General features: G+C 39.3%; 20 protein-coding genes. 12 read left to right on the top strand and 8 right to left on the bottom strand.

From position 1 onward, the window contains the following. Positions 1 to 159 precede the first annotated feature (159 nt). Complete coding sequence (locus FTV18_RS00710) at positions 160 to 2,265, top strand: bifunctional (p)ppGpp synthetase/guanosine-3',5'-bis(diphosphate) 3'-pyrophosphohydrolase (protein ID WP_180016578.1); 2,106 nt, start codon at positions 160 to 162, stop codon at positions 2,263 to 2,265. Between the two features lie 73 nt (positions 2,266 to 2,338). Here the strand turns inward: FTV18_RS00710 and FTV18_RS00705 are convergent, their stop codons facing one another. After that, positions 2,339 to 3,397 (bottom strand): RNA-guided endonuclease TnpB family protein, encoded by a 1,059-nt coding sequence (locus FTV18_RS00705; RefSeq protein WP_004787095.1) that lies wholly within the window; start codon positions 3,395 to 3,397, stop codon positions 2,339 to 2,341. 131 nt (positions 3,398 to 3,528) lie between these two features. Between FTV18_RS00705 and FTV18_RS00700 the strand changes: the two genes are divergently transcribed. The 3 genes from FTV18_RS00700 to bfr all read left to right on the top strand — a co-directional run bounded on the left by FTV18_RS00700 (position 3,529) and on the right by bfr (position 5,016). Beyond that, positions 3,529 to 3,912 carry a RidA family protein gene (locus tag FTV18_RS00700; RefSeq protein ID WP_004787096.1) on the top strand — a complete coding sequence of 128 codons (384 nt, stop codon included), beginning with the start codon at positions 3,529 to 3,531 and terminating at the stop codon, positions 3,910 to 3,912. Positions 3,913 to 4,130: 218 nt separating this feature from the next. Then, positions 4,131 to 4,325, top strand: coding sequence for a bacterioferritin-associated ferredoxin (locus FTV18_RS00695; protein ID WP_004787097.1), 195 nt, complete (start codon positions 4,131 to 4,133; stop codon positions 4,323 to 4,325). A gap of 226 nt (positions 4,326 to 4,551) precedes the next feature. Continuing rightward, entirely contained in the window at positions 4,552 to 5,016 is a 465-nt protein-coding gene (bfr, locus tag FTV18_RS00690; protein ID WP_180016579.1) for a bacterioferritin, read from the top strand. 49 nt (positions 5,017 to 5,065) lie between these two features. Here the strand turns inward: bfr and FTV18_RS00685 are convergent, their stop codons facing one another. Beyond that, positions 5,066 to 6,700: a PglL family O-oligosaccharyltransferase gene (locus FTV18_RS00685; protein ID WP_180016580.1), complete on the bottom strand. Its 1,635-nt coding sequence runs from the start codon at positions 6,698 to 6,700 to the stop codon at positions 5,066 to 5,068. Positions 6,701 to 7,108: 408 nt separating this feature from the next. Between FTV18_RS00685 and FTV18_RS00680 the strand changes: the two genes are divergently transcribed. Together FTV18_RS00680 and FTV18_RS00675 are read left to right on the top strand one after the other, a co-directional pair. Continuing rightward, positions 7,109 to 7,621, top strand: coding sequence for a hypothetical protein (locus FTV18_RS00680; protein WP_039902450.1), 513 nt, complete (start codon positions 7,109 to 7,111; stop codon positions 7,619 to 7,621). 316 nt (positions 7,622 to 7,937) lie between these two features. Further along, positions 7,938 to 8,297 (top strand): antitoxin Xre/MbcA/ParS toxin-binding domain-containing protein, encoded by a 360-nt coding sequence (locus FTV18_RS00675; RefSeq protein WP_004281163.1) that lies wholly within the window; start codon positions 7,938 to 7,940, stop codon positions 8,295 to 8,297. A gap of 39 nt (positions 8,298 to 8,336) precedes the next feature. Here FTV18_RS00675 and FTV18_RS00670 read toward each other — a convergent pair whose 3' ends face one another. The 3 genes from FTV18_RS00670 to FTV18_RS00660 all read right to left on the bottom strand — a co-directional run bounded on the left by FTV18_RS00670 (position 8,337) and on the right by FTV18_RS00660 (position 10,839). Continuing rightward, positions 8,337 to 10,004: an IS66 family transposase gene (locus FTV18_RS00670; RefSeq protein ID WP_159124468.1), complete on the bottom strand. Its 1,668-nt coding sequence runs from the start codon at positions 10,002 to 10,004 to the stop codon at positions 8,337 to 8,339. Positions 10,005 to 10,078: 74 nt separating this feature from the next. Further along, positions 10,079 to 10,414 (bottom strand): IS66 family insertion sequence element accessory protein TnpB, encoded by a 336-nt coding sequence (gene tnpB, locus FTV18_RS00665; RefSeq protein ID WP_005108356.1) that lies wholly within the window; start codon positions 10,412 to 10,414, stop codon positions 10,079 to 10,081. Further along, positions 10,411 to 10,839, bottom strand: a complete 429-nt coding sequence (locus FTV18_RS00660) for a transposase (RefSeq protein WP_180016581.1) — start codon at positions 10,837 to 10,839, stop codon at positions 10,411 to 10,413. Before FTV18_RS00660 ends, tnpB begins: the two co-directional genes overlap by 4 nt. Before the next feature lie 180 nt (positions 10,840 to 11,019). Here FTV18_RS00660 and FTV18_RS00655 point away from each other — a divergent pair, with 180 nt between their 5' ends. Beyond that, the gene (locus tag FTV18_RS00655) at positions 11,020 to 11,805 is read left to right on the top strand and encodes a hypothetical protein (RefSeq protein ID WP_180016582.1); all 786 of its coding nucleotides are present in this window, start codon (positions 11,020 to 11,022) and stop codon (positions 11,803 to 11,805) included. A gap of 31 nt (positions 11,806 to 11,836) precedes the next feature. On the opposite strand, the gene FTV18_RS00650 is transcribed toward FTV18_RS00655, so the two are convergent. Together FTV18_RS00650 and FTV18_RS00645 are read right to left on the bottom strand one after the other, a co-directional pair. Beyond that, positions 11,837 to 12,457 carry an HAD family hydrolase gene (locus FTV18_RS00650; protein WP_180016583.1) on the bottom strand — a complete coding sequence of 207 codons (621 nt, stop codon included), beginning with the start codon at positions 12,455 to 12,457 and terminating at the stop codon, positions 11,837 to 11,839. 103 nt (positions 12,458 to 12,560) lie between these two features. Further along, positions 12,561 to 12,827 carry a hypothetical protein gene (locus FTV18_RS00645; RefSeq protein ID WP_004281168.1) on the bottom strand — a complete coding sequence of 89 codons (267 nt, stop codon included), beginning with the start codon at positions 12,825 to 12,827 and terminating at the stop codon, positions 12,561 to 12,563. A gap of 160 nt (positions 12,828 to 12,987) precedes the next feature. On the opposite strand from FTV18_RS00645, the gene FTV18_RS00640 reads away from it, so the two are divergent. After that, positions 12,988 to 13,215, top strand: coding sequence for a helix-turn-helix transcriptional regulator (locus FTV18_RS00640; RefSeq protein WP_103800479.1), 228 nt, complete (start codon positions 12,988 to 12,990; stop codon positions 13,213 to 13,215). An 18-nt stretch (positions 13,216 to 13,233) separates the two neighbouring features. Here the strand turns inward: FTV18_RS00640 and FTV18_RS00635 are convergent, their stop codons facing one another. Continuing rightward, positions 13,234 to 14,232 (bottom strand): Arc family DNA-binding protein, encoded by a 999-nt coding sequence (locus tag FTV18_RS00635; protein WP_103800480.1) that lies wholly within the window; start codon positions 14,230 to 14,232, stop codon positions 13,234 to 13,236. Positions 14,233 to 14,319: 87 nt separating this feature from the next. Between FTV18_RS00635 and FTV18_RS00630 the strand changes: the two genes are divergently transcribed. The 4 genes from FTV18_RS00630 to FTV18_RS00615 all read left to right on the top strand — a co-directional run bounded on the left by FTV18_RS00630 (position 14,320) and on the right by FTV18_RS00615 (position 20,074). Beyond that, positions 14,320 to 14,493, top strand: coding sequence for an Arc family DNA-binding protein (locus FTV18_RS00630; protein ID WP_171528317.1), 174 nt, complete (start codon positions 14,320 to 14,322; stop codon positions 14,491 to 14,493). 165 nt (positions 14,494 to 14,658) lie between these two features. Further along, entirely contained in the window at positions 14,659 to 16,086 is a 1,428-nt protein-coding gene (locus FTV18_RS00625; protein WP_180016584.1) for a site-specific integrase, read from the top strand. Next, positions 16,083 to 18,020, top strand: coding sequence for a hypothetical protein (locus FTV18_RS00620; RefSeq protein WP_180016585.1), 1,938 nt, complete (start codon positions 16,083 to 16,085; stop codon positions 18,018 to 18,020). Before FTV18_RS00625 ends, FTV18_RS00620 begins: the two co-directional genes overlap by 4 nt. After that, complete coding sequence (locus FTV18_RS00615; RefSeq protein WP_180016586.1) at positions 18,017 to 20,074, top strand: hypothetical protein; 2,058 nt, start codon at positions 18,017 to 18,019, stop codon at positions 20,072 to 20,074. The genes FTV18_RS00620 and FTV18_RS00615 overlap by 4 nt, the downstream gene beginning before the upstream one ends.

Genomic DNA, 20,074 nt, shown 5'->3' with positions numbered 1-20,074 from the left:
TATATTTTGCGCAGAACGGTTATAACATAAGGGTTAGCTCTAAAGTCAGTATAAATTTTTCACTTGTTGATATGAAAAAACTGACCTACTTTATGTTATACATTTCATACGAGCTTTCTCTGTTTTATTCGTTAAAAAATCCAGTTTTAAAGGTGTTTTATGCCAGGCCCACAGGTCAGTGAAGCTAAGCAACAGTTAAAAATTATTATCGACGCGTATTTAAGTGAAAGCGATGTCGAACGTGTGCTTGCGGCCTGTGATTATGCCGATATTGCCCATGATGGCATTACCCGTAAAAGTGGTGAACCCTATATCCTGCACCCTATCGCGGTGAGCTGCATTCTTGCCCATATGCGTCTGGATACTGAAACCTTAATGGCAGCGCTGCTGCATGATGTCATTGAAGATACCGACTTCAATAAAGATGACATTACTGAAAAATTTGGCAGCACGGTTGCAGAGCTGGTTGATGGTGTCACCAAGCTCAGCCATTCCAGTGATAAAGAATATAATAAAGCAGCCTCTTTCCGTAAAATTCTGCAAGCGACTTTACAGGATCCACGTGTCATTATTGTGAAACTGGCAGATCGCTATCACAACATGACTACGCTGGAAGCATTACGCCCGGATAAACGCGCCCGTATTGCCCGCGAAACCTTTGAAATTTTCGTTCCAATGGCACGCTTGGTCGGCATGAATGAAATGGCAGATAATCTGGAACATCTGTGTTATCAGAATCTGGATCTGGATATGTACAATGATGTCCAGGCTGCCCTTTTAGAAACCAAGCCTAAACGTTGTGAATATCAGGCCAAATGGGAACAGAAACTTAACGAACTACTACAGCAATATGCGATTGAAGGTCGAGTTAAAAAGAAAAATAATAATATCGAACTATTACGCCATTTTGTAAAAAATGATATTGATCTGCAGGAACTTACGCATAGCCACGCATTTGAAATTATCTTACAGAGTATTGCCGACTGTGACCGTCTTGCAGATATTCTGACTGAGAGTTTTACGGTTCAAAATTATCAGGATAATATCCGTCGCCCCCTTCCAGGCGGCAACCAGTCTTTAACTATGCGCTTAAAAGGTGAAAAGACTACTTTATCGCTGACTATTCAAACTGAACTAATGCGCAAAGCTGCGCGCTTTGGTGTTGTACTGGGCGAAAATGCCCCTCAAGCCTGCCGTTCTGCAATTCAGGCATCCATGCAAAACCTGAACGTACTCGTTGATGGCGAATGTGCCAAGACTACGTTCAGTGAATTACTGGATTATCTACATCAGGAAAAAATTTGGGTTTATACCCCTCACGGTCATCTGCATGAATTACCGCAAGGTGCGACTGCTGTTGATTTTGCCTATGCTGCCAGCCTGTTCTTGGGTAACCATGCTATTGGCGCCAAAATTAATGGCGAAACCAAGCCACTTTCTACGCCATTATTGAGTGGTCAGGTGGTTGAAGTCATCACCGATGTTCTTGCTACCCCAAACCCGGACTGGCTCAGTTTTATTAATACCCAAAAAGCCCGTCGTGCGATTCAGAATATCCTGCGTGATCAGGATATTGATGAACAGCGCCTTGTGGGTCAACAGGCCCTCAACCGCGCCTTAAAACTTTTCCAATGTTCTATTCGTGATCTGACCGAAGCTGATTGGAAAAATGTACTGGAATGGCGTCATGTTCCCACTAAAGAGCAACTATTTGAACAGATTGCTGTAGGTGATTTATTACCACAACTGGTTGCCAATCATTTATTCGCACATGACCAGCATCAAAATGCAAATAGTTCAGGTCGCCTTATTCAGGGTACAGAAGGTGTAGATGTTAAATACGCACATTGCTGCAACCCGGTACTTGGTGATCCAATTCAAGGTCATCTGACTCGTCGTGGCCTAATTGTACATCGTGCCCGTTGCCATAATTTATTACAGGAACAACATATGCATCCTGAAAATATTATGCCTCTACAATGGACGACTGAAGATCTGGATGATGTCAGCTTTACCGCCTACCTCTGTATTGATCAAGCCATGGACGATGAACAGATTTCCGATCTGATTTATCAATGTCGTAAAGGTCATACTGGTGTAGAGATGGTACGTAATTATGATGGCAAAACTTATGTAAATATTGTGGTGCATAACCGTAAACAGATTGCCAAGATTATTCGTGATTTACGCATGCATTTTGGTTTTCCACGTATTACCCGCTTAGAACAGTCGCTCAATATTGCTGAAACCTCTAAAGCCAGTTAATCATTTAAAACGATAATGCTTTTGTCAGTTGAATTGATCTAATATGATGTATGTTGATGTTGACATCCTCCAGCTAAAGCAAGCGGATTCCTACTGCTAGACGCTCATGCCCAAGCGCAAGTATGTTCTTAGCGGAATTTAAATCACGATGATTTATACTTCCACACTCACATTCCCATACTCTTATTCGCAAATCTGTTCTGCCTTTGGGACTGCTAGAGGTGATTTCACCGCAGCACGAACAGATTTGGGTTGTGAATTTCTCACTGACTTCCTCAAACAATACCCCTGCGTTCTCGCATTTATACTTGAGCATTGTTTTCAGTGCTGAAAATCCTGTGTCCAAAACAGATTTCGCCATCTTGGTTTTTACAAGTTTGCTCGCACTTAAGTCACCTACAACAATCAGTGCATTTTCTTTCACAAGCAGAGTGCTTGCTTTATGCAAATGGTCTTTACGACAATTGGCAATTTTAGCGTGTAATGCACGTACACGTTTTTTATTTCTTGCTCTTTGAGCAATCCCTAATTTCTGCTCGTAATTACGGTAAAACTTAGGATTTGAAATTACAGTACCATCTGAGCAGGTGGCAACGTCTTTTAGACCAAGATCAATACCAATCGCTTTAGTTGCCGTTGGTTTGTCTTGTTTAGGTGAGTCCACAACAAGACACACATACCAGCGCCCACGACTATCCTCAACGAATGAGCCTGTTCTCACGCTGTATTTACTTATGCCGTAGCTATCCCATAGCTTAAATTTCTGCTTGCCGTATTGCACATATCCATCAGCATATTTAATCGCTACTTTTTTAAATGGTATCCAACCAAGCGAACGTCTTGCTGACTTCTTGTTACTCACACGCCATTTCAGCTTTGCTTTCTTGTGTTGTCTTCTTTTATCAACATATTCTTCTGTTATCCCTTGCACTGTTTGACTATGCAAACCACACAATTTTGAAGTTCCTTTTGTGTACTGAGTCATATCAAATGCTGAGAAAAAGTCACCTGTTCTTTTCAGGTGTTTGAAACTCAAATCATTCACATAATTCCAAACAAAGTTCACCTCAGATGCTAATTGGTCTAGCACCTTGCAATGTTTGTCTTTTATGCGTAATTTAAGTGTTTTCATGAGCTTATTTTAGATCATGTTAAATTAAAGGTGTTGATTTTAAAAAATTCAACGACATTTTATGTCGTATCGCTTATATCTCTGCCCTGAAGGACAGAGTTTTACGCTCCATTTGATAAAAGGAGAAATTAATGTTCCGCCAAGTAATCCATACTGAAAATGCCCCTGCTGCCATTGGCACCTATTCGCAAGCCATTCTTGTGGGCGATACCCTGTATCTATCTGGTCAAATAGGTTTAGATCCATACAGCATGGAACTGGTTGAAGGCATTGAAGCACAGATTCGCCGTGTATTCGATAATTTAAAAGCCGTCTGCGAAGCGGCCGGTGGCTCTCTGGCAGACATCGCCAAACTGAATATTTATCTGACTGATTTATCGCACTTCCAGCTGGTGAATCAGATTATGGGTGAATATTTTGCCCAGCCTTATCCAGCACGTGCAGCACTCGGTGTTGCCAGCCTACCGAAAGATGCTCTGGTCGAGATGGATGGCGTAGTCATCATTCAGCAATAATTTTTAAAATTTATGTAACACCTAAGCTTCTATATTTCGTTTGCAATCATGAATCACTCAAGCAAAAACCCGAGCAATAATCGGATTTTTGCTTGAGTGATATTTTTTTATCTAAATCACCAATCACAATAAAAGCTATTTCAAATGATTTTTATTGACAAACGATAACAATTATCAATAATATCTCTTATCTTATTTATTCACTGTGGTTGTATCCTATGTACGTTTGTCTATGCCGTGGCATTACAGATCAAGACATTAAAGATGCTATTGCAAATGGCGCCGAAAGTTACCGTGATGTACGCGAAATGCTTGATCTAGGGACGTGTTGTGGCCGTTGTGCTCCAGAAGCCCGTATGATCATTAGTGATGAAATTTCCCAGATTGCTGCACGGCTAGCGGTTGCTGCCTAAAGCGGATAACGATAATTATAAAATTAATGGTCTCGTATTATTACTCCTCCCCCGCCTCTGACTCTGGCGGGTTTTTATTGCTTTATATTTCATCTGAAGCTTTTTGATTGCGATTTTCATTTGCAGTTCAATAAATTACTCGCCATTGTTTGCTCGATTGATTTAAGATAAGTTAATCAAAAACCCATAGTAATAAATGGGTCAACAGGCTATATGGAGTGATACGATGAAAGGTAATCGTGATGTAATTAATCAGCTGAACCAGGTGTTGTATCACCACCTTACAGCGATTAACCAGTATTTCCTGCATTCACGCATGTTTAATGACTGGGGCATTGAAAAACTGGGTTCAGCAGAATATAAAGAATCCATCCGCCAGATGAAGCACGCCGATAAAATCATTGAACGTATTTTATTTCTGGAAGGCTTACCAAACCTACAACATCTTGGCAAATTATATATTGGCCAGCATACACAAGAAGTACTGCACTGTGATGTACGCAAAGTAAAAGAGAATATTGAAGTCATTCAGCAGACTGTGGCTTTAGCAGAAACACAGATGGATTATGTGACTCGTGATTTAGTGCGAGAAATTCTGGAAAAAGAAGAGGAATATCTGGACTGGACGACAACGCAGATTGATCTGATCGAAAGTATTGATATCGAAAACTATATTCAAAGTCAGCTCTAAACTTAAAGTTAAGCCAAGAAAAAGCCAGCATCTGCTGGCTTTTTTGTATTTAGCGAGGTACATCCTGCGTTAATTCTTCATAACTTATTTCAGTTTTCTGAATGGTTTTTAAACGCTGCAGCTGGTGCTTGGCTTCCACCTCATAGCCATTAAAAGCTAAAAGTTTGGCATATTTGATCAGGTTATATTTGGTCGGGTAAGTTAACACCATCTGTTCACCTTCCAGAATCTGATCAGCAGAGACTTTGCTATAAGGATTCAGACGAATCCAGGCAATCCGATGATTAAACTCAGTCAGCAGATAAATCGGTTTTTCATTAGTGATTTTTTCCGGCTGCTTTTCATAACGAATACTTTGTCCGAGTTTTGGCACAGCGACATCATAATCCCGATAGATCGCAATCAATAACAGCAGCCCAAATCCAAAAATGAGTTTCATCGCTATAGAAGGCAAGGTCACGGTTTTGATATTTGGATTTTGTGCTAGAACCGTACCAATAATAAACCCAACCGGTAAAAGGAAATAGGCGTAATGCTGAGGAAACTCAAACATGGCATGGGTAAGAAAAGCTCCAATCATCAATATACCAATGACCGACTCAGGAGTTTTCACCCATCTTTGTAGCTGATAACCTAAATAACCGAAGTAAGCCAAGAAAGGCAGACCAGTAAGCAGTCCATTCCATAGTAAGAAATCAATAATAAAGTTATGTGCACTGCGAATCCAGACTGGACCCTGCACTGTATCACTGATCGAGACAAAGGCGACACTGGTCTGATACCAGCCATATCCGAACCATGGGTGTGCCTGAATTGCTGCTAGCATTTGCTGCCAGATCGCTAAACGAGACATATCGCCTGTTGCACGAGCAACTACATCACGGCTTTGTACCACCTGGGCATCCATAACCTGTGTTGCCAGTTGACTTAGCAATGGAAAAGCCACAATACAGGCAACAAAGAAAATGAACCAAGCGGTACTGTAAACCCATTTCAGGCGAATAATGCCTTTATATTGGTAAAATGCTAAATACAACATAATTGCGATCGCGGCCACCCAGGCTGTACGTGACTGGCTTAACGCCACTCCCATGATAATTACAGCAGCGCAGGCAAATAGCCATTTGGTCTGGATTTTTTTCTTTTCATACAGATAAAGGCAGCTCATTAATGCCATGACTAAAAAAGTCGCCATATTATTGGGTTGAGCGAAATTGGCATAAGGACGCTGATTACCACTGATATTGACCATGCCCGGCAAGACTGAATCCAGATTCGTCCACTGACACAAGGCAATTAAACCTGTAATGGTGCCTGATACCAAGAATACATAGCTTAAATGAGTAAAAGTTTCTTCTCGGTTATTGTTTCCTATACATAAGTTATAGCCCAAGACACTCGCTAGCCAGAAACTAAACACATAAATCGCTGCCATCATGGCGGTACTAAAGAAAAATACTTGCCCCAGAAAAAATTGAGCAAGAGGAATACAAGCCAATAACAGCAATGGCAAACTCATTACTGGAATTTTTAGTTTTTCTTTTAGACAGATGGTAGCAAGCGTGAATAAAGCGAAGAAGGCATAGAGTTCACCGGTATAGGTAACCCATGGACGGTAATGCACGGGCATAAGCCATGCAAGGGAGATAAGAATTGCCGCAATCAGGGCAAGCGTGAATTTCATGGAAATATCAGGCGGTAGAAGTTCTGCACATGATAAACAAAAAGCAGATTTTTTGTAATTTGTTCTTAGTTAGTGAAGATATTGCAGAGGCTTTAGTTTGGTTAAATTCAGAAAAAACTGACACTTTTTGTCACTTAATTACATAAATTTACTTTAGTAATTTTATTAGATTTCTAATCCATCAAACAATCTATTGATTTTATAGGAAATAATTGAGTAACATGTATTGGCATACTTTGTGCAAGCTATAAATTAGCTTACAAAGCTTATAAATAAATTAACAAACATTTGTGGAGAATGTTATGAATGCTCAAAAAGGCTTTACCCTTATTGATACTCCATAAGTGTCCATATAAAATGAACAATCCATAAGTAAGTCAATATGGACATAAAAATAATAAATTTGATATGAGGCATCAATATTATCTATTTCTACTTTTTTCAATCTCCGTTTTTACTCATGCTCAAGAACTAGACTTAATTCAATATTCAGATATTTCATCAATTCCTCAAATTGTTTTGAATCCAAAAATCCAAACACAACTTCAAACATTGTTAAATCATGATTATCTAAAATTTCAATCTAATTTCGACAATTACTCAGCGCCATATTTATTGAAAACAGATGAGGCTCTGTATTATGAAGGTAGGTCTGGAAGCAGTTTAGATGCTTCATCAGCGATTGTATTTAAAGATGGGCGATTGTTTGCTGCAATATATTTTTCCAAAACCAAGACATTAAAATATTTTAGCAATGATGCCAGTTGCTCAGAACAGTTACATCCTGCGACTCAAGTTTTCGCTCAGCAGCGTGAAATTCAAAGTATTGAATATGCAACAGCTAGAGCCAATACCGCTTTAAAATATAATTTTGGCCCCGTTTCAAAATGTGAAACCTATTTTAAAAAATTAGGAAGATAGCTGTGTTATCGGCAGTGTAAAAATGCCCCCCTAACGGCATTTAAAAACTGATCCCCTTGGTTAATATAGTGGTCGATTTGTTATTCGTGTTCCATCATTGTTCATCAAAAACTAGCCTTGGAAGCAGCAGAGCGTGGTGTAAATATGAATCATCAGGTGTCGGCAAAATTAGCTTATGTGACTATTTATGTTGGTCTAACAAGTAAGAATAACTGGTATGGTACGAACAGGAATAGGTGATCGTTTTATCTAGCAATTTGCATGATATTGTTAGATTTAAGGCTTGATCAGTAAAATTAGAGCTTGAGATGATGCTATGACGTTATTGGAACAGCAGGCTGTACCAGAAGTTGTGTTTGGAAAATCAGTACTTAGGGCTGCTAAACTGCTCTCCCTTAGTCAGTCTCAGCTCGCAATAGTGCTAGATATGGATGTTGAGGCAATCACTCAATTGCACAACCAACCTGAATTAGATCCAAATTCTAAACAGGGGAAATTAGCACTGTTGCTGATTCGTCTATACCAGGCTTTACATGCTTTGACAGGTGGTGATCAGGCTGCGATGAAGATTTTTTTAACGTCCGAAAATAGAGTCACTAGCGGTATCCCAATTCATCAAATTGAAACAATGAGTGGCTTGATTTCTGTTCTTAATTTTGTTGAAGCCATTGTGTGACAATATACGTAAGCGTCCGCTGAATCCCATGCCTATTTTTTAATTTTGGTCGGATTTCCAGCGGTGTGGCAGTAATTCTTCTATTTGGGTCACTTTATGCGTCGGCAGCCTTTTCAGCACATCACTTAAATAGGCATACGGATCCAGTCCATTCAGCTTTGCTGACTGGATTAAAGTCATGATATTGGCAGCTCGTTGGCCGCTGCGCAGCGAGCCAGCAAACAGCCAGTTCTTACGTCCCAACGCCCAGGGACGCATCTGATTTTCAATCCAGTTATTATCTATAGGCAAATTACCATCATCCAGATAGCGGCAGAGTGCCTGCCAACGTTTTAGGCTGTAATTGATCGCCTTGGCAGTTGGAGAACTCGATGGCACCGTCAGATAATGTTGGTTGAGCCATTCATACAGTTGTTGCATCACCGGTTGACTATGCTTTTGCCGATATTCGCGGCGATGTTCTGCTGTACCATCGGTCTTTTTCCTGAGTTCTGCTTCTATGGCATACAGTTTCTGAATCAGCACTAATGCCTGTTCAGCGATCTGACTTTTCCCGGTCACATGCAGTTCATGAAATTTACGACGTGCATGTGCCATGCAGCCCACCTCAATGACATCGCCTGATTTAAAGCGTGCTTTATAACCACTGTAATCATCACAGACCAGATGGCCCTGCCAGCCATTCAGGAACTCTTCAGCATGCTGACCTGAACGGCTATCCTGAAAGTCATAGATCACCGCTTGAACTGGATTGTACTGTGTGGTGGCATAGGCCCAGACATAACCTTTCTTCGGTTTTTTCTCATTCTCACCCATCCGCATGATGGTGACCGGCGTTTCATCGGCATGGATCACCCGCTGTTGCAATACCACCTGTTTTAAGGCATTAGCCAGAGGTTCCAGTTCCACACCGCAGCGACCAATCCAGTCAGATAAAGTGGATCTGGACAGATCAATGCCAGCCCGCTGATAGATCAGGCGCTGACGGTACAGCGGCAAATGATCGGCATACTTCGATACCAGCACATGGCTGAGCAATTCAGGTGAAGCAATGCCTTTATCAATCACATAGGCGGGCATCGCTTGCTGAGTCAGAGTGTCGCACTGATCACAGACCCATTTGCCACGCACATGCTGTTCCTTGTAGAACTGTGCCGGTCTGAAATGCAGTTTTTCACTGATATCTTCGCCGATACGACGTAACTGGCAGCCACAACTGCATTGGGTTGATGCAGGTTCATGTTCAATACGGATGGTGTGTAGATGATCTGGCAGCAGTCGACGTTTAGGTTTATTGACTGTGGCTTTCTGTGTCGCTGCATCGGTTTTATCTGCATTTAATCGTTCTAATTCCAGATCAACGGCTGCGATATCTTCTTCGACCGCTTCGTCCCATAGATGGATTTGTTTTGCGGTGAGATGTTCGTTTTTACTACCGAATTTGTGCTGTTTAAACAGCGCCAGTTCATGCTCGTATTTTTGATTGAGAATAGAAAGATGCTGAACTTTAGAATCTAATTGCTGATTGGTGACTTCAAGATGTTGAACTTTGGCATCTAATTGTTGATTTGATACTTCCAGATGTTGGACTTGAGCATCTAATTGTTGTTTATCTTCTGCGAGTTGTTGATGCTGCATCGCCAACTGCCGGGTGAATTCCAGCAGTTGTTCATGGGTCAGTTGGCTTAAATCTGGCAGCGTATTCATGACCGCAGTATGCCTGAGGTCATGAGAAGAATGAAATAGAACGTTTGGAGGATGGCAGAATGGTCGAGCCTGGTTTAGAGCATTGTGACCACCTGCTGTCGTCCAATGCGCTGCCAGGGCAAACCCTGGATCAGTGCCTGTAACTGTTCCGGGCTGAGAGCTACGCTTTCACCCTGGTGAACTTTAGCCCAGTGAAATTTGCCCTGTTCCAGCCGCCGGGCACACAGCCAGATGCCCAGTCCATCATGCACCAGTACTTTCATACGATGGCCACGTTTATTACAGAACAGGTAGGCGCAATGCGGTTTGATCGAGCCAAAGGCTTTCATGATCTGCGCCATAGCCGTATCCATACCCGCACGCATGTCCATCGGCTGGGTAGAGAGCCAGATTTCATCGATACGGATCATTTGATCAAGCCCTGAAGTAAAAGCAGCAACTCCTTGGCCGATTCCACTGGCCATTCGATTTCGATCACCTGATCTCTTGCAGAACATTGTTTCTGATGCAGTGGAATTCTGATATGAGCGACAGTATTCTTCTCCGGCACAGATAGCGGAGGTGCGTCTTGTTTGGCTGGAGTCGGGTGAAGCATGACCGGAAGAAAGTCAGTCTGTGGACTAGATGGGGTTGTTAATGCAGGGGGTATTGATCTGGATTGACGAATCCATTTATGCAACAGATTGGCATTGATCTGATGTTGCATTGCGACCTTGGCCACTGATGTATCTGGCTGCTGGCATTGCTGAATAAGTTGATGTTTAAATTCAGCCGTGAAGGTTCGATGAGGCTTTTTTAGCGTTGGTGTGCTGTCTATAACTGTCTTTAAATCCATAAATAGGTGTCCACTTAAAATTTAGTGGACACTATCGCGGTATTAATGAGTTAGAAAAAGTGGGGCTCAGCGGACGCTTACCAATATACTCCTATGGACTAACTTACACTGAACTTTCACAAATTATGTTGTGTAACATATGTAACAAGTTGAAATTATTAAAAAATAGGATAACTAAAAATGCAGCTAACTGAATTAAAACAATTACCAGACTGGTTATTACAACAGTTACCCCAAATAACTGAACCAGCAGTTTTATCACTGCGAGATACGAAACTTGTCATCACTTACCCTGATCGTATGGAAGCAATTCACGAAAGCTTAAAAGACGTACAACACCAGATCCATCATGTCAAACCTACAGATTTACAGATTCTACCAGAGGTTTATCAATATTTTGGTGAGGATAAAGAGAGTGGTTGCCTATTTTTTAAAACCTCTGAGCATTTTTCTAGTAGTTTGTTTTCCTACACAGATAAAAATAAATTTGAGCATTTACAATCTGCTTTACAGACTGCCTTTGAAAATGAGCAAGCATATCTCGCAAATCCAACAGACTTTTTAACTGCATATCATTTTATTGATACACACCCAGCTTTTTGGACGGTTATTGGCGATGTACCATCATGGCACTGGAATACATGGGGGCATTGCCAAAATGTTTATCATGGTGCATATAATGATGAAGATGATGGGCAATTAGTGATTTATTTAGAGACTGGCTCACATCTTAATAAAGTAGAAGATGGTGGTAAATTATACCAAGAGCATTATCACGATTATCGTTTAGATGTTTGGGCAAATACGTTTGAACAGGCGTTTATCAAGTTGGCGGCAATGGTGTATAAATTTTTTGACCATCAAGGTGTTGAGCGTCCAAATGTGCCACATATAAAACCAGCATGGGTTCTGGAGCTTGATGAACGAATTGCAGAATTTAAAAAATGGAAAGATGAGGAGCTGTGAGTATTCACTATTAGGTGGCGTCCACGAGTTATTAAAGTATGTCGTTTAAAACATCTGCCAGCTTTTGCCCATTCTTACGATCAATTAAACGTGCTGACATACCAAATTCAGTTGGACCACTGTAATCAGCTAAAAGTGTATCTCCAATAAACAAAATGTCTTTGGCATAACATTGTAATTTATCAATTAAATATTGATAAATTTGTGACTCGGGTTTAATTGCTCCAACCTCATAACTCCAAGCATAAGCATCAAGAGAAGGTAAAAATGAAGAAACAACTTTTCCATATGGCATCGCTAAATTGGAGCATAATACCAATCTGAATCCCAATTTTTTTAATTCTTCCAAAGTTGATAAGGTATCTTCATACAGTCTAATAGAGCGTAACTCTTCATCTAAATCATGCTCAAGTTCTTGCAGAAATTGGTCTGGAATATTTACTGCTAATCGCTTTGCAAGCTCTGCCAAATTTAAATTGTGGGACATAATAAATTTGGCATCATCAGGTTTTGGTTGTCGCCCATTTTCTTTTAGCCATTTCATTAATTTTCTATATGGGGAACGTCTTTCCCCTATCTGCACAAGTGTGCCAAATACGTCAAAAACAATGACTGAAGGCTCAATATGGCCTGCTTTTATAAATGATTCCATATTTTTACAACCAATTAAATTGAATTTTACTTTTTGTTGAGATTACCATAAGAGCATTGCTAAACAAATTAAGGGAGATATTTGATATCTCCCTTTGATTATTTTATTCACTGAAATTTGCAAACATAATTTTAGGAAAATTTTTCATAAAGTGGCGTCTAACATGATTGAAGTCACTGAGATCATGTTGATTTTTTTCAAAATAATTCACCCAGGCTAAAGTCGCATCTTGGTCATTTAAATTGGGGTTAACATTAAGAAACAAAGCTAAATCAAATGTACGGTCAATATTAAACTCTTTGATTAGTGCAACAGCAGTTGAACGAACTTCCTCTGAAACAGAGAATTTTGGAGAAAAGTAGTTATTCATAGCTGAACTTCCTTAAAAAACTATATAATGAAATTTAGAACGGCTAATTTGGTTTTTAATAAAACAATATAACCTGCTGCAGGTTAAATTAGCATGGTAAAAGTTATTTATCAAGTTTAATTAACCTGCTATAGGTTAATTTTTTAATTTAAAGGTTGTTATGATTAGATGTAGGTTGTCAAATTTGATGGGTGAGCGAAAAATTTTAAAGTTAAGTGAGGTAGCTCAAGCGACTGGTATCAATCGTAATACATTAACAAGTCTTTACTATGATCGTGCAGTACGAATTGAGCTTTCAGTCGCAAATACCTTATGTGAATATTTTAATTGTAATATGCAGGATTTATTTGAATATACCAATGAGCCTAGAAAAAGGGATGGCATTTAGTAAAATGTCATCCCTTTTTTAAAACTCAATAGGATGCTTTAAATACAACTCAGGATCATTCCAAATTTCCTGAATGTATTCTTTCGCTGCAAAGTCTCGTAGTATTCTTGCTCTTAACGTATCAAAACCATCCCAATAATCTAAATTTTTATTTGGGGGTCTATCCGCTAAATCATCAACCCAAGGAATATGATGTAATTTTTCTGCAATTGTTAAGGGATGAACTGTTCCAGTCAAAATAAGTTTAAACTGCTCTTTTGAAAGCAGATGACTATATACATTCACCTTAGATTTATAATATCGCAACAGTACTTTGATTAATAAACAAAAATATAACAATGAGTTATATCCACCAACACCATTTACGTCACTGATATGATATGGGGGATAAAAAGTCTCAACTGCGTAATTTTCATAAATTTTAAGAATAATTAACTGTCCTGTTTCTGATAATTCGCGAATAAATTTTATTTCTTTCACTTTTGATGCAGATAAATATTCATTACTAGGGGCTGAACCTAAAAGCAGCTTTATATCTTGATCTAAATATTCATTTAAACGTATGTGCTGAATATCATATGGAGTCTGTTTACCAAAGAGTAACCAGTTTGGATTCACTGAAGTATGTTGCGCTATTTTTTCCAATTGTCCGAAGGTGGGTTCTAATTCTGCTCTAAACCATGCTTCAGCCTCATCAGCCGTATCTTCATTGATCTCAAAAGCTAATTCAGCAATTGTAAATTCATTGAAATGATAAATTTTTTTCAATTCACTTAATACAAAATTTAAACGTTCAGCTACCACTTTTTTTCGCTCTGTCGGAGATCGAGCTCGAAGAAAGTTTTCAACGATTTTTGCTGCTTCAACTTGAATATTGTCATTCATGACGAATGAATCGTAAAGTCGAGAGGTCGCTTCTGCATTGATAGAGCGTTGATTCGCTTTCGCTGCAGCATCAATTTTAGCTTTTAGCTCTTCAGGAATACGAAGATTAAATTGGATATCTTTCTTACTCATACATTCTTTAGTCGGTAAAAATAGCACTAGCATTATGCTATAAAAAAAAAGTTGACATAAGTGTTAGCATATTGCTATGTTAGCAATATGCTAACAAGTGGCATGATGCACATGAAACAGACGAATCTCCGTTTACCCATAGATTTAGTTTCTTGGGTCAAACAAATGGCAAAGCAAAGACATCAGTCAATGAATGCTTTTTTTATTACGGAATTGGAACGATTAAGAAAAGAGGAACAGAGAGAATTGACAAAAAAGTAATTATTTTCATTCGGCAAAAAGTATAAAAGCCCATGCGGGAACATGAGCTCTTATGAATGTCTTCATTGCTGATCAGACATTTGTATTTTGATGAATAGGGGCATTTTTGTCAATCCTATCTCAAGATCACTTTTTGCCTGTTTTTTAATAAACAGGAGGCTCAAAATGAGCACTAAACTTAAAAATGGTCAGTCACGCTACCAGTCTAAAGCCAAAGTTGTGAGCATCAAAAAATTTCAGTTATTGACGTTGGTTAAGGCAACCCGTTGTTTAAATGATGCAGAATTCGAAAAATATGGTGATGCTTATCTCAAATTCCCCAGTATTATTCAAGGGGATGGGCAGCCATCTGAAATTCTTAATCTGTACTTACTGAAAAAATTACAACAAACAATACAGTATGATTTTAAAACATTTGCATTTATTGCCAATCAGTTAGTTGATTTTCAACGCTTTTTAGAAGATGAACAACTGGACTGCTTGAAATTTCATAAACTAAAACAGTTGAATGCGATTTTTAAATATCGTACTCGCCTGATTGGGCAAGCGAATGCAGGTCTAATTTCAGCCAGTTCGGCACGTAGTCGAATTAATGCTGTGATCAATTGTTATCGATTTCTAATAACAGAAAATTTGGTTGATCATCAACGCTATGGGCTTCCATTCCAAGATGTCTATAAATATATTTCCGTTGATAATGAATTTGGCGCACGTAGACAATTGGCAATTAAGTCGCATGATCTTGCGATTCATGTTCCAGCCAAGGCTCCGAACTCTGAAGCCATTATTGACGGTGGTGAATTAAGCCCACTTACTGTTGAAGAGCAGGCTGTTATATTAAAAGCACTGCAAAAATCATCACGTGAATATCAGCTGATGTTCTATCTTGCCTTATTCACGGGCGCACGTTTGCAAACGATTTGTACTTTAAGAATTAATTGTTTATTTAATCGTGAGTCTGATAGTCATGGCTTTATTCGTCTGCCTGTTGGAGCTGGGACAGGTATTGATACTAAATTTCAAAAGCCAATGACGCTGCTAATTCCGAATTGGTTAGCTCGAGATCTTAAAATCTATATCAATAGTGAGCAGGCACGTCAGCGTAGACAGAAGTCAAACTATGGTGACTCGGATGAAAACTATGTGTTTCTCACCAAGCTTGGTACACCTTTCTACACTAGCAAAGCTGAACAAGAGCAATTGACCGAGAAGATCAAAGCCTCTAACTCATTTGAGACTAGGCTTAAATTGTATGAAGGCGAAGCGGTACGTAGTTATTTAAAAGTCGTGTTATTACCCGAGATTCGCTTGATTGATCCGCAATTTCAAAGTTTTAAATTCCATGATTTACGTGCTAGTTTTGGGATGAATTTGCTGGAAAGCCAGTTACAGCATCTGCCCGAAGGGCATTCAGCGATGACAGCTGTCGAATATGTGCAAGCCAGAATGGGTCATACCAAGATTAGTACGACTTTACAGTATTTGAACTATAAATCGCGACTAGAATGGCGCAGTAAAATTCAGCATGAGTATGAATCAAGTTTAATGAAGTACGTGATGTCTTCTGTAAATTCAGCAGGAGATTTATTATGAGTTTCACACGTACCCCATTGTTCGTCCATATCTCCGATATCAACAAACAAATTAATGAATATGAGCGACTTTTTCTCGTCTGCAAAGATAAAACCGCTTCTTTGGGTTTTAAAACATTAGATATTGGAATACTGTTTTACCGAAAAAGAATATCTGGCGAGATTTTGTCAGAACAACAGTTATCTGCATCATTTGATGAAAAAAGGCATTATTTTTTACAATGTTTGACCGATTATTTACTGCAAATGGGCGGATCAGATTTGTCAAAAGGGCTATTTTATTACACCAGTAAATTTTTCTTAGATTGGGTAGATAGCCAAAAAAAGATATTTGATTTTTCGAATCAAGATAGTGTGATCGATGCGTATCGTCGTTACAGTAAATATTTAGTTGATCGCACTTTGCTTGCTGATACTGAAGAGGAAAGTTTGGCTGCACATACAGCAAAGCAATATCAGCGTAATGCAGCCAAATTAATCGCATATGTATTTGACTGTCATGAAATTGATATTGTTAGTCAAGCGATGCAAGTCCAATCTCAGCGTTATGATGTTCCTATATTACCCATTGCGGAAGAAGATCATCAGAAAACTTATGCGACTTTGCAGAATGTCTTTCTTGAAATCCATCGTATTGTGATACAAGAAGCAGATTTTCCAGCGCATTTTAAATCGGTTGATGAAGAGAACTTTTATTTTTATTCGGGTTTTCATCATCAAATTGAAAAACAGCATTTCCAGTTTGATATACAGAGTTATTTAGTCAAATATCCGGTTATTCCAGCTTTTTCCAAAATGCTGGCTGATTTTGAATTAGAAGAAGATAGTGAGCATCGAAAGCGTCTACGTGAGAATCGTAATCAAGCGATTCGTAATCTTGAAGAACGTAATAAAGACAAGCGGCATTTAGAGCGCGCAAGACTTGCTTCATACGGTCTTGCCATTGGTATATTGCTCTTTATCGCACAAACTGGAGCAAATCTAGACACTGCTCAACAATTACAAATAGGAACAATGGAAATTCTACCAAGTACTCAAGGACGACGCTTTTCAGGAGCGAAAAGCCGTGCAGGAGGTAAGACAGTATACCCAGAATTTGGGGTGAAATTTGAGCCAGTGTTTAGAAAGATTTTGGAACTTCGTGAATGGTATATTCAAGATGAAGCATGTGATTTCATCTTTCCATTACGCAACGAAATTCAACAGCTGGGACCTGTCAGCTACGGCAGATTACAATTAATGAAAAAGCTATTTCAGCGTATTTTCCCAAGAATGGTCTGGATTACGCCGCAACAGTGGCGTAAACATAAGAGCAGTCAAACTGTTGAGTTTAGCGATGGTGATCTACTGCTTGAAGCTGAAGTAATGGGTCACTCACTCGATACGGCAAGAAATAATTATGCACGTACTTCATTCAAAGATGCAGCCCAGCAGATTTCACAGTTTTTTAATGAGCTGCGAGAAGTTGCAGTCGCAAAAACACGAACGCTTGAACGAATCGCTGTGCAAACGTTGGATGAGACTGTTGATGTTCAGACCTTACCTGTCGGTGCATGTATTACAGCAGCTCCACAGCCTGAAAAAGCTTTAGGCTTTACCGAACAAGCTCCTACACCTAACTGTCAGCAATTTGAGCATTGTCTATTTTGCCAACACTATGCAGTCCACGCTGATGATGAAGATGTGCGTAAGCTTTTGTCACTGAAAAGTCTGCTCGGCTATGTAAAACAAAAAGCCACGGACCTAATCAAGTGGGAACAGCAGTTTGGGGTTGTACTACATCGTATCGATGAAGTGATCGAAGATTTATCAAACACTTATGAAAATTTACGTGATCGTATTTTTTCAATTCAGGAAGAAGTAGAAAGTGGTGATTTAGATGCGTATTGGCTGAATCATTTTGAATTATTACTTGATTTGGGATGGGTCGCATGAGTTCATTTAATTCATATTTATATTCATTGGGTATTGCTGAACTGTTTTTACCTGATGAGTACAGTCTACAAAATAATCAGCTGACTGTTCCAAGTACTTTTGTATTATCGCGAATGAAAAGCGGTGAAACATTATCAGTTTATTCAGACAATGTGTGGGATCTTTCTCCATATTTACCGAAGTGTCACTGTCGCCTGAATTTTAATAGTTGGCTTGAGAATGCACGTGAAGATGATTTTCTCTTCTGTCAAATTCGTGCAGAAATGAAAAAAATCAGTTTTGCTTTGCTTTATATAAAATCGGGTAAGTCGATTATTAAAAGTATTGAGAAGCGGCATACTATTTTGCGCCAGTTTGCTGCTATTGCATACCGTAATGGCTGTACATTGCAGCAGTTATTTGGTGATGTTGCTTATATGTCAAAAGTGAATGATGCTTATATAAGCGTAAGTTATCAAAAAGCACTCCAAGTCAAAGCATTTTTAACGGATTGCTTTTCTATTCAACAGCAACACCCCTGGCTCATTCCTGCGTTTAGTACATATCAACCGATTGAGTATTTAGCAAAGTTGGCTGCTCAACTCAGGTTGCAATCAGGCAAAGTAGGCCCACAAACCAAAGTGGTTCCTTCACGGCTTTATATTGCCTTAATTAATGCTTTAGCGGATAAATTAAACGAGTTTAATCAAAATGCACCTGCTTTGCTGCAATGGTTCCAGCATATTCAGCAAGATAAAGCTTTTGCGCGTATGCCGCGTGAGTTTAAAGATTATAAAAATGCAGTGAGTTTTGTGGATGCTCGAGATTTGCTTGGTTTAACGGTACTGTTTGAAAATAATCAGATTCGTAAACATGCCAATCTCACTCGCTATATGACGTTGATTCAAGGCATGGCCAAGTTGTGGATTCACCTATTTACAGGGATGCGGGACAATGAGGTGAATCAACTGTCTTATGACTGTTACCAAACTGTTCAGAGCAATGAGCACCTAGTGCATGTGTTAATGGGCTATACCTCTAAGTTACATGGTGGAGGTAATAAGTCTACTTATTGGATCACGTTTGAAGATATCCAGTTTGGGGTACATGCAGCGCAAAGTATCGGTGAAATCTATGCTTTGTTCAATCCACATTATGATATGTCTAATCCTGCTGAGTACCCCTTATTTCCAACGCTATACTCGCAAAAGCATCGAAATAAAAATAATCGAAATATTAAAAACGAAACCGATTTTATTTCCAATTTTTCAGGTGCTCCGACTCGTACAAAGAATAATTTTAATCAGTATTTAAGCCTTATTTCAGTCTCGCTTGGAGATGAATTAAAAATTACTGAAAGCGATTTAGCTGAACTAGAGGCATTTGATGGTTTTCGGAATTGGCGAGAAGAAAAAGACTGTCAAATTGGTGAGTATTGGAATATCTGTACCCATCAATTTAGACGCTCACTGGCTGTGTATAGTGCTCGTTCAGGCATTATTGGGTTAGGTGCTCTGTCAGTTCAATATAAGCATTTAACCGAAGCAATGACTTTGTATTATCGAGACAATGCGGTGTTTGCTCCAAACATTTTAGCCAGCGATAGTCAAAAGGAATTTATTCAAGAGCTAGAATATCAGCGTTTGGTACATTCCTACACTCAGTTTGAGGAAGGCGTAATAAGTACTTCTAGTAAGCTCTTTGGCGGTGCAGGAACCTATTTGCAGTTGCAAAAAGATCGTGAGCAATTACTGAAGGTTTTTCCAGATCGTGATGAAACGGTTAAGCGGATGAAAAAGGGGGAAATTGCATATAAGCCTAGTCTTTTTGGTGCTTGTACCAACCCTGATTCTTGCGAAAAAATTTCCTTTACTGCGATTACAAGTTGTCTGAGTTGTGCCCATGCGGTGTTTGATACTGATAGTGCTGAGAAGATGCAAAAAGCGGTTCAGCGACTACAACGAGTAAGAGATACACAAGTGCAAGGCAGTTTGCTGTATGGGCAGATGGACAGCGACATTATGGCATTGAATAAGACCATTCAAAAAATTCAAACTGTGGATATAGGGGGCTAA

The sequence above is a fragment of the Acinetobacter sp. YH12241 genome (genome assembly GCF_013417535.1).
In the GTDB taxonomy this organism is placed as follows: domain Bacteria; phylum Pseudomonadota; class Gammaproteobacteria; order Pseudomonadales; family Moraxellaceae; genus Acinetobacter.
This window is presented reverse-complemented; position numbering and strand designations above follow the sequence as displayed.

Bases quoted from the DNA above. Each gene is read 5' to 3' on its own strand.
- FTV18_RS00710 (WP_180016578.1), top strand. From the start codon at position 160: ATGCCAGGCCCACAGGTCAGTGAAGCTAAGCAACAGTTAAAAATTATT.
- FTV18_RS00705 (WP_004787095.1), bottom strand. From the start codon at position 3,397: ATGAAAACACTTAAATTACGCATAAAAGACAAACATTGCAAGGTGCTA.
- FTV18_RS00700 (WP_004787096.1), top strand. From the start codon at position 3,529: ATGTTCCGCCAAGTAATCCATACTGAAAATGCCCCTGCTGCCATTGGC.
- FTV18_RS00695 (WP_004787097.1), top strand. From the start codon at position 4,131: ATGTACGTTTGTCTATGCCGTGGCATTACAGATCAAGACATTAAAGAT.
- bfr (WP_180016579.1), top strand. From the start codon at position 4,552: ATGAAAGGTAATCGTGATGTAATTAATCAGCTGAACCAGGTGTTGTAT.
- FTV18_RS00685 (WP_180016580.1), bottom strand. From the start codon at position 6,700: ATGAAATTCACGCTTGCCCTGATTGCGGCAATTCTTATCTCCCTTGCA.
- FTV18_RS00680 (WP_039902450.1), top strand. From the start codon at position 7,109: ATGAGGCATCAATATTATCTATTTCTACTTTTTTCAATCTCCGTTTTT.
- FTV18_RS00675 (WP_004281163.1), top strand. From the start codon at position 7,938: ATGACGTTATTGGAACAGCAGGCTGTACCAGAAGTTGTGTTTGGAAAA.
- FTV18_RS00670 (WP_159124468.1), bottom strand. From the start codon at position 10,004: ATGAATACGCTGCCAGATTTAAGCCAACTGACCCATGAACAACTGCTG.
- tnpB (WP_005108356.1), bottom strand. From the start codon at position 10,414: ATGATCCGTATCGATGAAATCTGGCTCTCTACCCAGCCGATGGACATG.
- FTV18_RS00660 (WP_180016581.1), bottom strand. From the start codon at position 10,839: ATGGATTTAAAGACAGTTATAGACAGCACACCAACGCTAAAAAAGCCT.
- FTV18_RS00655 (WP_180016582.1), top strand. From the start codon at position 11,020: ATGCAGCTAACTGAATTAAAACAATTACCAGACTGGTTATTACAACAG.
- FTV18_RS00650 (WP_180016583.1), bottom strand. From the start codon at position 12,457: ATGGAATCATTTATAAAAGCAGGCCATATTGAGCCTTCAGTCATTGTT.
- FTV18_RS00645 (WP_004281168.1), bottom strand. From the start codon at position 12,827: ATGAATAACTACTTTTCTCCAAAATTCTCTGTTTCAGAGGAAGTTCGT.
- FTV18_RS00640 (WP_103800479.1), top strand. From the start codon at position 12,988: ATGATTAGATGTAGGTTGTCAAATTTGATGGGTGAGCGAAAAATTTTA.
- FTV18_RS00635 (WP_103800480.1), bottom strand. From the start codon at position 14,232: ATGAGTAAGAAAGATATCCAATTTAATCTTCGTATTCCTGAAGAGCTA.
- FTV18_RS00630 (WP_171528317.1), top strand. From the start codon at position 14,320: ATGCTAACAAGTGGCATGATGCACATGAAACAGACGAATCTCCGTTTA.
- FTV18_RS00625 (WP_180016584.1), top strand. From the start codon at position 14,659: ATGAGCACTAAACTTAAAAATGGTCAGTCACGCTACCAGTCTAAAGCC.
- FTV18_RS00620 (WP_180016585.1), top strand. From the start codon at position 16,083: ATGAGTTTCACACGTACCCCATTGTTCGTCCATATCTCCGATATCAAC.
- FTV18_RS00615 (WP_180016586.1), top strand. From the start codon at position 18,017: ATGAGTTCATTTAATTCATATTTATATTCATTGGGTATTGCTGAACTG.